Source organism: Streptomyces sp. NPDC127098, assembly GCF_042722465.1.
GTDB classification, from domain to species: domain Bacteria; phylum Actinomycetota; class Actinomycetes; order Streptomycetales; family Streptomycetaceae; genus Streptomyces; species Streptomyces millisiae.
The window spans coordinates 123,225-136,857 of record NZ_JBHXFJ010000001.1 but is presented as its reverse complement, the minus strand read 5'-3'; the positions used below and the strand labels follow the sequence as shown (position 1 = coordinate 136,857).

Here is a 13,633-nt window from a genome sequence, read left to right as displayed (position 1 = left end):
AGAGACCCGAAGGGCCCGGAAAACGCCCCGGGTTCACCCGGAACCCGCCCGCGGGCCACCGGATCGCGCGGTCGGCGGGAGCCCGACGATCGCGGCGCGGCCCGCCGCCCTCTCCTGTCCTGCCGACGACACGTCTACTGTTGTCCGTATGGGTGCGGATATCGCGGCGAGCTCGCCCTCTCACGCCGAACTCCTGGCAGATTTACGGTCATTACGCCGTCCCGGACTGGCCGGCCTGCGCACCGTCCCCGTGCCGGCCCTGCGGAGGGCCGCGCTCTCCTGCGGCTTCTGCGCCGACTCCGACGACGTGCCGGCCGGCGTCGAGGCCCTGCTCCGCCAAGCCGTCCTGAGACTCGGCGAGCGCGACGCCCTCGGGCTCGCCGCGGCCCGCAGCTTCGGCCTGGTGCCCGGCGGCCGGGGCGCCGCGGCGCAGGACCGCCGGAAGGCCGCGGCCCTGGTGTACGGAGTCAGCACCGAGACGTTCCGCAAGCGGCAGGAGGGCCAGGTCCTCGACCAGCTCGCCGAGGCCGTGCTCGCGCTGTGCCGGGAGACCGCCCGCCGGCCGGCGGGCCCGGCCGGGGACGCGGCCGCCGCCGTCCCGGGCGGCACCCCGCCGCGGGTCGAGCCGGCGCCGCCCACCCGCATCGAGACCACCGTGGCGGACGCGCCCGCGCCGTTCGTGCTGCACGTCTCCCCGGTCGACCTGCTGCGCAACATCGACATCCTGGTCTCCTCGGAGAACGTCTACCTGGAGATGGCCAAGACCTTCGGGCCCACGCTCTCCGGCGCGCTGCGCCGGGCCGGCGCCGTCCGGGACGCCGCCGGCCAACTGGTGGACGACGTGCTCGCCGACGAACTCGCCGCCTGGGTACGGGAACACGGCCGGCCAGGGCTGCCGGTCCGCCCCGGCACGGTCGCGGCCACCTCGTCCGGCGCCATGCGCGCGCACGGCATCCGCCGGATCTACCACGCGGCCGTCGCGGTGCCGTTCGCCGACCGGGACGGCTACGAGGTGGCGCCCGGGGACATCGCCAGGGCCGTGCGCGAGGCGTTCGCGCTGGCCAGGGCCGAGCGCGACGCGTTCGACCCGCCGCTGTCCTCCATCTGCTTCCCGCTGATGGGCGCCGGGCGCGCCCGTCTCGCGCCCGAGGTCAGCGCCAGCTGGATCGGCTGGGCGGTCCACGAGGAGCTGCTCCGCGACCCGGACTGGACGGTGCACATGGTCGTCAAGAACCGGGCCACGGCCGAGGCCATAGCCGATCTCGGCCGCCCTCGCCCGGGCGGTCACTGACGCCAACTCGGGCCTCTCAGCCGGATACCGGCCTCGCGCAACCGCCGCTCCAGCGCGGAGAGCTCGCCGCGCCCCGGCACCCCGTACAGCAGGACCCCGCCGGCCGGGGGCCAGGCCACCTGCAGCCTGGGCCCGGCGGCGGTGCGCGCGAGGTGCGGCCCGTACCGCTGCCGGCCGAGCTCGGTCAGGGGGCGCAGCCGCTGGTTGGCCGAGCCGCGCCACACCAGGTCCGTCGGCTCCGCGGCCACGTAGCGGCCGCTGATGAGCGCGTCCGCGTGCCGCAGGGCCTCCCGCAGCCCCGGCTCGGGCGCCAGCTCGGCCTCGGTCAGACCGGTGTAGACGAGGATGTCGACACGGCGCCCCCCGGCGCCCGCCTCCCGCCGCAGCTCGGCTGCGCCTGCCAGCAGCCGGGCGAGAGCCACCGGCTGGGCCAGCGGCTCGCCGCCGCTGACGGTGAGACCGTCGGCGCCGGCCGCCAGCGCCGCCCGCCACTCGTCGAGCAGTTGCGGCAGGCCGACCGCCCGCCCGCCCGCCGGGTCCCAGGTGTGCCGGGACATGCAGCCGGGGCAGGCCAACGGGCAGCCCTGGAACCAGATGCCGAGCCGCCGGCCGGGGCCGAGCGTCGTCACCGGGAAGTGGGTGCCGCTGATCCGCGCCGCCGCACCGACCTCGCCCGGTGGGTCGGGCGTTTCGTCAACCATCGGGATCCCTCCCTGCCGAATCGCGGAATCGGTGCCCGGCCAACGCGAATTCCATCCGGGCCCACCCGGAAATCCGACGGATTCCGCCCGGAAAAGAACCCGAGGCCGACCGTGTTCGCCCATTCGCGGCACGGCGCGTTTCGCTAGAATTCAACTCGCCTGTTTCCGAGGGGAATTACGGTGATCGCCATGACCGATCCCGAAGGGTCGGCGGCGGACGGCGGATCGCGCGGGCCGGGACGGCCGCAGGAACCGCCGCCGCCCACCGAGTACGAGCCGTGGCCGGAAGCCGGGGGCATACCGGCCACCGAGGCGGAGACCGAGAGCGGGACCGGGGGCCCGGCAGCCGCCGGCCGCGGCGACACGTCCCGACTCCCGCCGCCGCTGCGGGCCCGATTCCGGCTCAGGGAACTGCTGCGCCGCCCGGAACGACCCGACCAGGCCGCCGTCTACCGGGTCCTGGACGACACCGGCGGCCACGTCGTCAAGTGGTACGACCGCGGCCGGGCGGGCAACCCCCGGGTCCGCGAGATCCTCAGCAGCCGACGACTCCCGAACGTCGTCCGGCTGACCGAGACCGGCCGGATCGGCGGCCACCCCTACGAGGTGGCCCCGTCCTACGGCGACACCGACCTCGCCCAGTACCTGCGGGACCATCCGGGGCCCGCCGACCCGCGGCTGGTGCGCGCCGTCGTCACCCAGCTGCACGCCGCCCTGACCGCCGTGCACCGGCTCGGCATCGTGCACCGCGACGTCAGCCCCGCCAACATCGTGCTCGGCTCCCTCGACCCGGCGGACCCCGAACTGACCCTCGTCGACTTCTCCATCGCCGAGTACGCCCCCGAGGAGCGGCTCGCCGACCGGGACGCCTGGGCGGGCACGCCGCTCTACCTCTCCCCGCAGGCCGTGGCGCGCCGGCAGGTGATCCACCCACAGGCCGACTGGTGGGCCCTCGGGATGATCGTCGCCGAGCTGGCCGGCGGCCGGCACCCCATCCGGCACAGCCACTCGGGCTACGTGGGCCTCGAACTGTCCTCCGGACCGCCCGACCTGTCCCTGGTCGCCGACCCCCGGCTGCTGTCGCTCTGCCGTGGGCTGCTCACCCGGGACCCGGACCGGCGCTGGGGCTCGGCGCAGGTCGCGGAGTGGCTGGCCGGCGGTTCGCCCCCGGTCGCCCCGGCCGACTGGCCGTCCCCGGCCGCGCCCGACGGCCGGGACCTCCGGGCGTTCCCCTTCATGGGACAGGAGTTCACCGACCCGGTGCCGCTCGGCATGGCCTTCGACGGCTACTGGCGGCAGATGGAGCGCGCCCTGGCCCATGGCCGCGGCCGTGGCGCGTTCACCGACTGGCTACGGCAGTTCCTCGCCGCGCCCCGCTACGACCAGGCCGCCAGGGACGAACTCGCCGCGCTCATCGAGCTGCTCCAGCGCCGGCCGGGACCGGCCACCCTGGTGCGGCTGCTGTCCTGGCTCGCGCCGCCGCTCGAACCGGCCTTCCGCGGCGAGCCGGTCGACCCGGCCCACGGCCTCGCCGACCTGGCCGCCCGCGCCGAGCACGACCAGCGGGCGCTCGCCATCGTCGAGGACCTGGCCGGGCACGAGATCCTGCCGCTGCTCGACGCCCGCCCCGGCGGCGAGGGGCTGGCCGGGATCCACCGGGACTGGCAGGCGGCGCGGCGCCGCTGGCAGCCGGGCGTCGAGGCCCTGTGCGCGGAGTTCCCCGCGCTGCGCCGGCGCATCCGCGACCACCCCGAGCTCACCGCCCGCGACGGGCGCCTGACGGCCCAGCTGCTGCACATCGCCGCGGCCCCCGAGCGCTGCCGGGACGTGCTCGACGACCACGTCTCCCGACGTCTGCGGTCGCTGCCCGAGCCCGTCGACTGGTACCGCTGGCTGACCGGCGACCGGCGGGATCCGCTGCGGCTGCTGCTCGCCGACCGGCTCGCCGGCCTGGCGGAGGAGGAGTCCCACCGGTCCCGTGCCGACCGGCTCAGGGAGCACGAGGCGCGCCGGATGGACGCGGCGGCGGCCTGGCTCGGCGTCCAGGAGCTGCCCGCCACGCTGGGCTGGGCGGTCGGCGGCGCGGGCGCCGTGACGCTCCCCTGGATCCTCCTGGTCGGTCTTGCCGACGTCGCGAACCTGGCCCCCCAGGCCACGGTGGTCACCGCCTGGGGCTACGCGGTGCCCGCCGCGGCGGCGACGTTCGCCCTGGAGCTCTGGGCCGCCTACCGCGTCGGCTACCTGTTCTACCACCCGGAGAACTCGCTGGCCGGGCTGGTGATCCGCCAGGCCGGACGGGCCGCGAGGCCCGTGCTCCGGCACCGGGTGCTCGGCACCCTGGCCGTCGCGGCCGTGGTCGGCCTGCTGCTGGCCACCCTCGTCCTCGTCGCCTGGGCCTGGCCGGCGGGGACCGTGCTCGCGGTGGCCTGGTGGACCTGGCGGCGACACCGGGCGTGGCCCCTCAGGCGCCCCGGCGCGCCGGCCGGCCCCACGCTCGGCAACCGCCCGGCCAGCCCGACAGGAGAGATCCCATGAGCAGCGGATACGCGGTTCCCGACGTGACGTTCGTCGCCCCCGACGTCCAGTTCCCCGCCGTCCAGGCGCCCTCCCTCGACCTCGTCGACCTGCCGTCCGCCGACGTGATCACCGATCAGGTGCTGGACGTGCTGGGGACGGCCGTACTCGGCCTCGGGGCGCTCAGCGGGGCGCTGCTGGCGGCCCGGGCGGCCATGGCCGGCACCCGGCTGCTGGCCAACGCGGCGGTCCGGGCCGCCGACGCCCAGTGCCTGCGGGGCGAGGAGCTGCGCCGCGCCCGGGCGTCCCGGGACCTCTGGCGGGACGCCGCCTTCGCGGTCTGCCGGGCCAACGCCAGGATCGACGCGCTGCGCGCCCGGATCGACCGCGACGGGCCGGCCGGCGGCCCGGGGCCCGACGGCCGGGGCCCGGCACCGCTGCCGGAACTGCCGCCCGCCCTCGACCCGGTGGGGCTGCGCCTCGACGACGTGCACCGCTGGCTCGGCGACACCGACCGGGCCGTCCGGCTGGTGGAGGCCGAGCTCGCCCGGCGCACCATGGCCGCGGCCGCCGCCGCGATGGGCGCGCGCGCCGGGGACGAGGCGGCCGCCCGCCGGGCGGCCCGGCTCAGGGCGCGCCGCGAGCGCGCCCTGGCCGGCTACGCCGGGGCCGATACCGAGACGGCGGCCGGCGCGGCGCTGCCCGCGTACACCACCCCGCTGCCGGACGCCGGCGCGCTCGGCGAGGAGCGGGCCATGGAGCTGGGCGCCGAGCTGCTCGCCGGCCTCGACCCGGCGGTTCCGGTGGCCGAGTGCGTCGCGATCCAGCGGGCCGTCGGGCACGCCGTGGAGTTGGCCGGAGCCCGGCCGGCCGCCGCGGCCCGCCATCTCTCCGAGGCCCGCGAGCTGGCCTTCGCCGCCAACTGGCGGGCGGCCGACCGGCGGGAGACCGCCGAGTGGGCCGCCCAGCAACTCCGGTTCCTGCGGCAGCCGTTGCCCGAGGGCATCGACCCGCGGCCCGAGCCGGGGCCGGAACTCGCCGCACTGGAACGGATCCTGGCGACCGGCGAGGCCCCGGACCCGCGGCAGCGGGCGGAGATCAGCGCCCGGGTCGCCGCCCGCGAGGCCGCGCTCCAACGCGCCTACGTCTCCCAACTGCTGCGCAGGGAGCTGGCGGCACTGGCCACCGGGTCGCGGCCGAGGACGCGGCAGGCCGCGCCCGGCGTCGAGCACATCGAGTGGGTGCCACCCGGCTGGGGAACCGAGCACTGGCTGCGCTTCGCCCTGGACACCGGGAGCACCCTGCGGGTCCAGACCGTGCACCGGGCCCGGGCCGCGCACGAGGACACCAGGGAGGCCAGGGAGCTGGACCGGCGGCGTTGTCACGAGGCGGGTCAGCACGTCGCCCGGCTGGCCGAGGCCGCCGCCGAGGCCGGGCTCTCGCTCGACCTCGTGTTCGACGGGGGCCAGGTCACCGCCGACACCGGCCGGGACCACGCCCCCGCCGCCGACCGGCGCCCGGACGACCACGAGCCCCGGGCCCGCCGACACCACCCGGGGGAGCAGCGCCCATGAGCCCGCACCTGCCGGGCCCCGAGGAGACCGCGGGCCTGGAGATCCCGGCCTTCGCCCAGGAGTTGGTCGGCACCCTGAGCGTGCACGCGCAGTACGTACTGCACGGCAACGTCAGGGACGACTACCTCGTCAGCCGGCATGGCCAGGACCGCTACTTCAGCCTGGCCGGCCTGGTCTGGCACACCCTGCGGCTCCGCGGCTTCGACGCCCTGGTGCGCTACGACGTCGTGGACGGCTTCACCGTGCACCCCGCCGACGCACTGCCGAACGTCGAACGACTGCTCGGCCGGGGCATGGTCGGCCGTCGCTTCCGCGGTCGGCTGCTGCGAGCCGACCAGCCCGCGCTGCTGGACCTCGAACCGTTGCTGCGCGCCGTCGCCACCGGGCTCGAACCTCCGCGGCGGCCCAGACCGGGCGCGGACCGGGGGGAGTTCGGCGCGGGACCCGTCGAGCAGGAGAGCCCACAGCGGCTGGCCCTGCTGATCGACTACGCGGCGCGCATCCCCACCGAGGTCAACCGGCTCAGCGAGCGGGAGCGCGACTTCTTCCTCGGCTGCCTCAAGCTGGCTGACGACGTGGAGCCGATCCTCCACCACCGCACCGGGCGCACCCTGTTCAACCCCATCATCTGGCTGGCGGACGGTGAGCGCGACCTGCCCACCTGGCTGGTCTCCGGCAGCGATCGGATCCGCACCATAGGCGTGCCGCTGCCCGACATGGAGGACCGCCGGCGCATGGCCCGCCTGCAGGCCGCCGAACACGCCCAGAGCGCGGCGACGGTACCGCTCGGGACCGGTCTCTCGCTGCTGAAGAACGGCGAGCCGCCGCCGGCCGCCCACCAGGCCGACCGGGAGACCCGGGAGTTCGCCAGGGCCGCCGCCGGGCTCACACTGCGCGCCATGCGGGACGCCGTCCGGCTGGCCGCCGACCGTCGACTGCCGTTCGCCAGGATGCCCGACGCCGTCCGCATCTACCGGCTCGGCGTCGAGGACAACCCGTGGCGCCGGGGCCACATCAGGCACCAGATCCGGGAGGGCGAGGCGTACATCCGCGCCCGGGTCAGGGGCCAGGCGCCGGCGATCGGCAAGACCATGGACATCCTCAAGCGCGCCGCGCTCGGCCTCTCCGGTGCCCAGGCCGCGCACCCCGGACACCGGCCACGCGGCGTGTTGTTCTTCGCCGGGCCCACCGGCACCGGCAAGACCGAGTTGGCCAAGTCGGTGGCCACCGTCCTCTTCGGGCGCGAGGACGCGTATCTCCGCTTCGACATGAGCGAGTTCTCCGCCCCGCACTCCGCCGACCGCCTGGTGGGCGCGCCGCCCGGCTACGTGGGCTACGAGGCGGGCGGCGAGCTGACCAGCGCGGTGCGCACCGACCCCTTCCGGGTGGTGCTCTTCGACGAGATCGAGAAGGCGGACAAGGGGGTGCTCGACAAGTTCCTCCAAGTACTGGAGGACGGCCGGCTCACCGACGGCCAGGGCATCACCACCTACTTCAGCGAGTGCGTGCTGATCTTCACCTCCAACCTCGGGGTGATGACCGAGGACCCGGCGACGGGCCTGAAGCGGCGGGTGGTCGAGCCGGGCACGGACTACCAGGAGCTGGAGGCCACGGTGCGCGCCCAGGTGGAGCGGCACTTCGTCGAGGTGGTGGGCCGGCCCGAGCTGATGAACCGGCTGGGCGGGAACATCGTGGTGTTCGACTTCATCGGCGCCGAGGTGGCGCGGTCCATCTTCGACCTCCAGGTGGACAACATCAGCTCGCTGATGCGGCGGGACCAGCGGCTGCACCTGCGGCTGACCGAGGCAGCCACCGAGTGGCTGGCCGAGCGCTGCACCGCCGACCTGGACAACGGCGGCCGGGGCATCGGCAACGCCCTGGAGACGATGCTGATCAACCCGCTGGCACGGGCCCTGTTCGAGGAGGGGACGCTGCCCGAGGACACCGTGGTCACCGTCGACACGGTGGGGCAGCAGCCGGACGGCACCGTGCGGCTCGGCCTCGACATCGCCCGACAGCCCGAGCGGAGCGCCGGATCGTGACCGAAGAACACCCCGTCGACGCCGATGACTGGGCCGACTGGGACGATCCGGACCTGGACCGCGGCCGCGACGACGCGTTCGCCGACGACGCGTTCGCCGGCGAATCCGGGGCGGAGCCCGCGGCGGTGCCCGAGACGGCGTCGGAACCGCCGCCGGAGCGGGCCGAGGAGGCCGGGGCCCGCTGCTGGAACTGCGGCGAGCCCGTCGCCGGCCGGGCCCCGGACTGCCCCTCCTGCCTGAGCCCCCGCACCCACCTCGAACTGCGACTCGACACCCCCTGCCTGCGGGTGACGGCCGGGCCGGGGCGGCCGCTGCGGCTCGGGCGCGACCCGGAGTGGGCGCCGGCCACCGCCGCCCCGCTCGGCGGATCACCGGGCGTCTCCCGCCGGCACGCCACGATCACGGTGGAGCGGGACGGCACCGCCTGGGTGACCGAGGAGGCCGCCGGCAGCCTCAACGGCACCTGGGTGAACGGCCGCCGCGTCGAGCCGGCCGGGCGCCACCCGCTGCGCGGCGGAGACGAACTCGCGCTGGGCCGGCGGGTGCGCGGCACCGTGTGGCTCCACCGGCCGCCGCAGTAGCCGCGGCACAGGGCCGGCCCCGTGCCGGCCCCGGCCGGCTCAGAGCGGCGCCTCGGGTGGCGCGATCGCGGCCCGCAGGCCCGCCAGCAGCCGGTTGGCCTCCCGCCGGCCGGCCTCGGTGCCCAGGTCGAAGGAGTACTCGGGATCGGCCTTCAGCGCCGCCTCGCTGCGGCGGTCGCCGAACAACACGTACGCCAGGCGTGGCCGGTGACGGCGTGACTGCCAGACCATCCCCTGCGCCCAGTCGGCGTCCCGGCGCAGCGCCTGCGCCCAGTGCCTGGTCTGCGCGTAGCCGGCGCCCTCCGTCTCCAGCAGCCAGGAGTCCTGGAAGACCGCGGCCAGGTCCTCCTCGGTGACCAGCGCGACGAGTTCGAGCGGCGCCGAGGTGGTCAGCCGGGACAGCGAGTAGCGGGCCGCCTGCGCCCGGGGGATCAGCCGGGCGTTGGCGAGTGGGTCGAACTCCACGGAGCGCAGGAAGACCTCGGCCAGCGCGGTGGCCGGCTCCTCCGCGACGTAGAGGTAGGGGAACGGGTCGTCGGCCGTCCCGTCGAAGCGGCTGCCCCCGAAGTGCGGGTGAGCGGCCACCGGGTTGAAGCCGGTGACGGGGTGCTCGGTGCGGTGGCAGCGCCACAGCGCGGTGTCGGCGTCGAGGGTCAGCCGGTGCGGGATCAGTCCGGGCGGGGGCGGGAAGGCAGGCATCAGTCCCCCTCCACCAGCGCCCGGGCCGCGGCCGTGAGCAACTCGTCCGGAACCCGCCCGATGAGGCTGGCCGGCGGGCCCGCGAGCCAGCGGTTGCCGGCGAGCCACCAGTCGGCCGCACCCCACGGGTCCTGGTCGGCCAGCAGCAGCCGGTTGATCCGGGCGACGACGGCGAACGGGCCGCCGTCGTCCGGATCGAACTGGAAGTCGGGGTAACGGGGGCCGCGCTCGGGGTCGTTCAGCCGGATCAACCCCGCCGCCAGCGGATCCACGGCGACGCGGGGATCGAGCTCGGCGGCGGACCGGGAGGGCGCGGCGAGCAGCCGCCGCCGCACCGCGGCGATGACCTCCCCCGGGTCGGCGCCTTCCTGCTCCCCGTGTCCGAGCGAGGCCAGCAGGCGCGGCAACAGAGTCCCGGCCCGCTCCGGCGCGGAGCCGGGCCCGGCCGGGCTCAGCCGGAGCTGGTCGACCGCGGCCTCCCGCACCGGGTCACCGTCGGGCAGCGGCATCAGCGCCCGCCTGACCAGGAGCAAAGCGCGGCGCGCGGCGGTCCCGTCCCCGCCGGACTCGGACAGCGCCCGCACCGCCGCGAGGAGTTGGTCGAACTGGCCTTCCGTCAGCTCGCCACGGATCCGGTGCACGTGCCGGTCGATGAGATCGAGCAGCGCGTCGGCGTTCATCCCTCTGCCCTCCCGTCCCGTGCCTTCCCCGTGCCCTCCGTCGGGCCGAACGGGCGTGGGCTGCCCTGGTGGATGAAGGCCGCCCAGGCCGGAATCCGGCCGAGCGACGGCCGTCGCACCTCGCGCCGCAGCTCCGGACTCAGCCCGGGCGGGGCCTGTCGCGCCGGGTCCAGCATCCACAGCTGGGCGGCGCGCAGCGCGTCGGCGGGTGCCAGTGAGCCGGCCGTCAGGTGGTGGTGGAACACCGCCATCAGCAGCGCCGACACCCCATCCCGGGTCCTCCACCGGGTACCGACCACGTCCGCCGCGCCGCGTGCCACGAACGCGGTGGTCAGGGTGAGCGCCTCGTCGTGGTCCCGCTGACTCAGATCGGTCTCGCAGGCGCTGAGCACCACCAGCGGACCCCGCTCGCCGGGGCCCGGACCGCCCGGCCGGTCCAGGATGCGGGTGACACTCAGCGTGCCGGGACCGTCCGGTGACTCCGCCAGGTCGAGCGCCGAGACGGTCGGCCGGGGGCCCGCCGCGCCGTGCGAGGCGATGTGCAGCAGGGAGGCCGCTTCGTCCCCCGCCGCGCCGGGCAGCACGCCGAGCAGCTCGTCCGGGGTGCCGGGGCCCCGCACCCGCACCGTCTCGTCAAGGAACTCCCCGTACAGCAGCGCCTCTTCGTAGCAGGTCCGGCGCAACGTGCTGATCTCCTCGGCCGCCCAGAGCAGGTCGAGTCGCGGGTCGGCGACCAGCACCACGCGGTCCCGCAGGGGCAGCCGCCCGCGGCGCGCCGCGTCGAGGAACTGGCCGCCCGAGGACGCGTAGGAGAAGACGGCACGCCCGACCGCGAAGCCGGACGGCAGCCGGGCCCCGTGCCAGGGGACCACGCCGAGGTTGCCGCAGGGCACGAGCACGACGCGGGGCGGCGCGTCCCGCGGCCCGAGCCGGTCGAGCAGCGGCCCGACGACGGCGCGCCCCGCCCAGGAGCACAGCTCGTCGAGGGCGGCCTCCCACCGCTCCTCGGCGTCGGGTCCCGGCCGGGTGGAGCGGCGCTCACCGGCGCGCAGGTAGTCCTCCAGCGGGCCGCGGGCGATCCGGCTCAGCCCGGGCAGCCGAAGCACCGGGTCGCCGCCGGTCCGGTCCAGCACCAGCGCGGCGCCGTCCGCGTCGCCGTCGCCGGGGATCAGGTAGACCAGCGCGTCGGCGCCGCAGTCGGCGAGGCCGGCGAGGAGTTCGGGAACGCCGGGCATGGACAGCAGCGGACGCCGGCCGTCCCCGCCCTGACGCAGCGCGTCCAGGGCCCGCCGGCGGAGGGTGCTGGGGATGGCCGAGTTGCCGTCGACATCGGCCAGCAGCGCGTTGACCGTGTGCTGCGGGCCCTCGGCTCCCGCCGGGCCGCCGGGCCACGGGCCACCCTCGGGCACGGCCCGCCGCCACTGCTCGGCCAGTTCGCGGTGGCCGAGGGCGGCCAGCTGCTCCGGGACCCCCGACGAGGCGGCCGCGGCCCGCAGCACCAGCGCGCGGCCGGCCTCCAGCGCCGCGACCGCCGCCTCGACGTCCCCCTCGTCCACCGCCCAGGCGGCGATGCGCAGCGCCCGGCTGGCGGCGTCCCTGGCCACCTGGAGCCCGTGCTCGGCCCCCAGCTGCATCAGCACGTCCTCGCCCACGACGCGCAGCGCGTCGAGGCCGGTGGCGATCGCGTTCCGACGGTCGTCGAGCGTCGGGTCGCCGCGGGTGCCGTACGCCTCCGCCAACTGCCACAGCACCTGGCCGGTGCTCCACAGGTCGCCGTCCTCGGCGAGCGCCGCTCTGCCCATTTCCAACTCACTGATCATGTCGTCGAGATGGGCCCGGTCACCGGTCAGCTCGTACGCGGACGACAGGGCGAGCGCGAGGAGCGCACGGGCGACCGCACGCTGGTTCGCCGCCAACGACGCGCCGTCCAGCCCCGGGCGGAAGCGCTCGATCACCCCGACGAGCCGCTTCGGGTCACGCTCCAACTGCGCCGTGAACGCCAACAGGGGGAGAAGCATCATCGTCGGCAACGCGCGCAGCGTCGGCGGCAACGCGTCGTTCCCCTCCAGCAACCGTTCGAGGTGGAAGACGGCGCGTCGCACATCGGTGACCTGGCCGAGCACACTGGCCCGGGTGAGATGGGCCAGCGCGAGCAGGTAGCCGGCCTGGAAGGACAACACAGGCGGCAGCCCCGTCTCCTCCACGACGGGAAGCAGCTCGTGGATCACCTCGTCGATCTTCTCCACGTCCGCCCGGGCGCCGGACAGCCCGGCCAGCTGGAGGAAGAGGTGCGACAACCGGGCGGACAGGAGAAGCTCCCCCGCCGGGGCGTCGAGGAGCGCGGCCACATCGTCCGACGGCCCGGGAGCGAGTTCGGCCAACCTCCGCAGCGCCGCCTCGGTGTCCTGGAGGTTGCCGCCCCTGGTGAGCTTGGTGAGCATCGGCAACGCGGCGATTCCCGCCCGGGCCAGCTCCACGAGTTCGTGGTCGGGCGGCAGGGTCTCGGCCCCCCGGCGCAGCTGTGCCATGCTGTCGACGGCGTGCTCGGCCTGTCCCGTCCGCACCGCGAGGAGCGCCTTGCCCAGGCCGCCGAGCAGTACGTCCGCCGAGGCGTCGGCGCCCTGGGTGGGTGACGCGGGCGCGGCGCCGAGGAGTTCGACGAGGTGGCCCAGCTGGTCCGTCCCGATGAGTCCCGGCGTCTGGGTCTCGACCCCCAGCAACATGGCCGCCGTCTCCCGTTTCGCCTTCTCCTCGCTCGCCGGGTCGGACCGCGCGGGCAGTTCGTCGGCGGGCGCCGGCGGAGGTTCCGTGGGCCCGGTGCCCCGTGTCGGCAGCATCGTGCGCATGGTCCGCAGCAGCGCCAGCGTCTGCTCGGCGTCGGGCACCCGATCGCGCTGCTCGGTCAGGGTCTGCTCGAAGAACCCCAGCATCTCCTGGTAGTCGCCGCCGGTCGCCAGCCGGTGGAACGTGGCCAGCACGGACTCCAGTCGGGACAGTTCGGGATCCAGCGGGCTCGGCGGCAGCGTCGCCCGCAGCTCGGCCAGTACTTCCCTCGCCTCGGCCATCTCGGCCAGCAGCCGCGCGTCGTTCATGGGATTCCGCATCGACCAGTCGATGATCTGGTCGAAGCCGGGCCGCTCGCCGTTCGGTCCCCACTGGGGCATCGGGCTCAGCAGCAGCGCCAGCGTCAGCCGGACCCGGAACCGGTCCTCGGGCCCGAGTCCGGCTGCTCCGCGCACCGCGCGGAGCAGCCGGATCCCCTCCTCCCGGTCCCCGGCCGAGTCCGCCCCCCGCAGGTAGCGCTTGCCGTACAGGCAGCCGAGCCGAGCCCGGAGCGTCGCCGCCTCGGGATCGTCCGGCGCCCGTCGCGCTTCGGCCTCCGCCAGCTCCCGGATGGTCGAATCCAGGATCCCGGGATCGGTGGCACCGGGTGCCGGAGGCACCCCCGACGCGGCCGCGACGTTCGACCTCGTCGGGAGCCTGGGCAGCAAGCCGTCGGCTCTCCGCAGCGCTTCCTCGACCCCCGCCATGGCCCCTCCTCCGGACAGTGC

General features: G+C 75.9%; 9 protein-coding genes. 5 read left to right on the top strand and 4 right to left on the bottom strand.

What is annotated here, in order from left to right:
• The first annotated feature begins 148 nt into the window (after positions 1-148).
• Positions 149-1,291: an Appr-1-p processing protein gene (locus tag ACFWI8_RS00615; protein ID WP_387083987.1), complete on the top strand. Its 1,143-nt coding sequence runs from the start codon at positions 149-151 to the stop codon at positions 1,289-1,291.
• On the opposite strand, the gene ACFWI8_RS00610 is transcribed toward ACFWI8_RS00615, so the two are convergent.
• Positions 1,285-1,992, bottom strand: coding sequence for a 4Fe-4S single cluster domain-containing protein (locus ACFWI8_RS00610; RefSeq protein WP_387083985.1), 708 nt, complete (start codon positions 1,990-1,992; stop codon positions 1,285-1,287). The genes ACFWI8_RS00615 and ACFWI8_RS00610 overlap by 7 nt on opposite strands.
• A 189-nt stretch (positions 1,993-2,181) precedes the next feature.
• Here ACFWI8_RS00610 and ACFWI8_RS00605 point away from each other — a divergent pair, with 189 nt between their 5' ends.
• The 4 genes from ACFWI8_RS00605 to ACFWI8_RS00590 are packed head-to-tail and all read left to right on the top strand — an operon-like array spanning position 2,182 to position 8,703.
• Positions 2,182-4,527, top strand: a complete 2,346-nt coding sequence (locus ACFWI8_RS00605; RefSeq protein WP_387083983.1) for a protein kinase — start codon at positions 2,182-2,184, stop codon at positions 4,525-4,527.
• Positions 4,524-6,080, top strand: coding sequence for a hypothetical protein (locus tag ACFWI8_RS00600; protein ID WP_387083981.1), 1,557 nt, complete (start codon positions 4,524-4,526; stop codon positions 6,078-6,080). The genes ACFWI8_RS00605 and ACFWI8_RS00600 overlap by 4 nt, the downstream gene beginning before the upstream one ends.
• Positions 6,077-8,122, top strand: coding sequence for an AAA family ATPase (locus ACFWI8_RS00595; RefSeq protein WP_387083979.1), 2,046 nt, complete (start codon positions 6,077-6,079; stop codon positions 8,120-8,122). Before ACFWI8_RS00600 ends, ACFWI8_RS00595 begins: the two co-directional genes overlap by 4 nt.
• On the top strand, positions 8,119-8,703 hold the full coding sequence (locus ACFWI8_RS00590) for an FHA domain-containing protein (protein ID WP_387083977.1): 585 nt from the start codon (positions 8,119-8,121) through the stop codon (positions 8,701-8,703). Before ACFWI8_RS00595 ends, ACFWI8_RS00590 begins: the two co-directional genes overlap by 4 nt.
• Positions 8,704-8,742: 39 nt before the next feature.
• Here the strand turns inward: ACFWI8_RS00590 and ACFWI8_RS00585 are convergent, their stop codons facing one another.
• Genes ACFWI8_RS00585 through ACFWI8_RS00575 form a run of 3 tightly spaced genes read right to left on the bottom strand, consistent with a single transcriptional unit; the run spans position 8,743 to position 13,612 of the window.
• Positions 8,743-9,402 carry an RES family NAD+ phosphorylase gene (locus tag ACFWI8_RS00585; RefSeq protein WP_387083975.1) on the bottom strand — a complete coding sequence of 220 codons (660 nt, stop codon included), beginning with the start codon at positions 9,400-9,402 and terminating at the stop codon, positions 8,743-8,745.
• Positions 9,402-10,082, bottom strand: coding sequence for a hypothetical protein (locus tag ACFWI8_RS00580; RefSeq protein WP_387083973.1), 681 nt, complete (start codon positions 10,080-10,082; stop codon positions 9,402-9,404). The genes ACFWI8_RS00585 and ACFWI8_RS00580 overlap by 1 nt, the downstream gene beginning before the upstream one ends.
• The gene (locus ACFWI8_RS00575) at positions 10,079-13,612 is read right to left on the bottom strand and encodes a CHAT domain-containing protein (RefSeq protein WP_387083971.1); all 3,534 of its coding nucleotides are present in this window, start codon (positions 13,610-13,612) and stop codon (positions 10,079-10,081) included. The genes ACFWI8_RS00580 and ACFWI8_RS00575 overlap by 4 nt, the downstream gene beginning before the upstream one ends.
• Between the last annotated feature and the right edge of the window lie 21 nt (positions 13,613-13,633).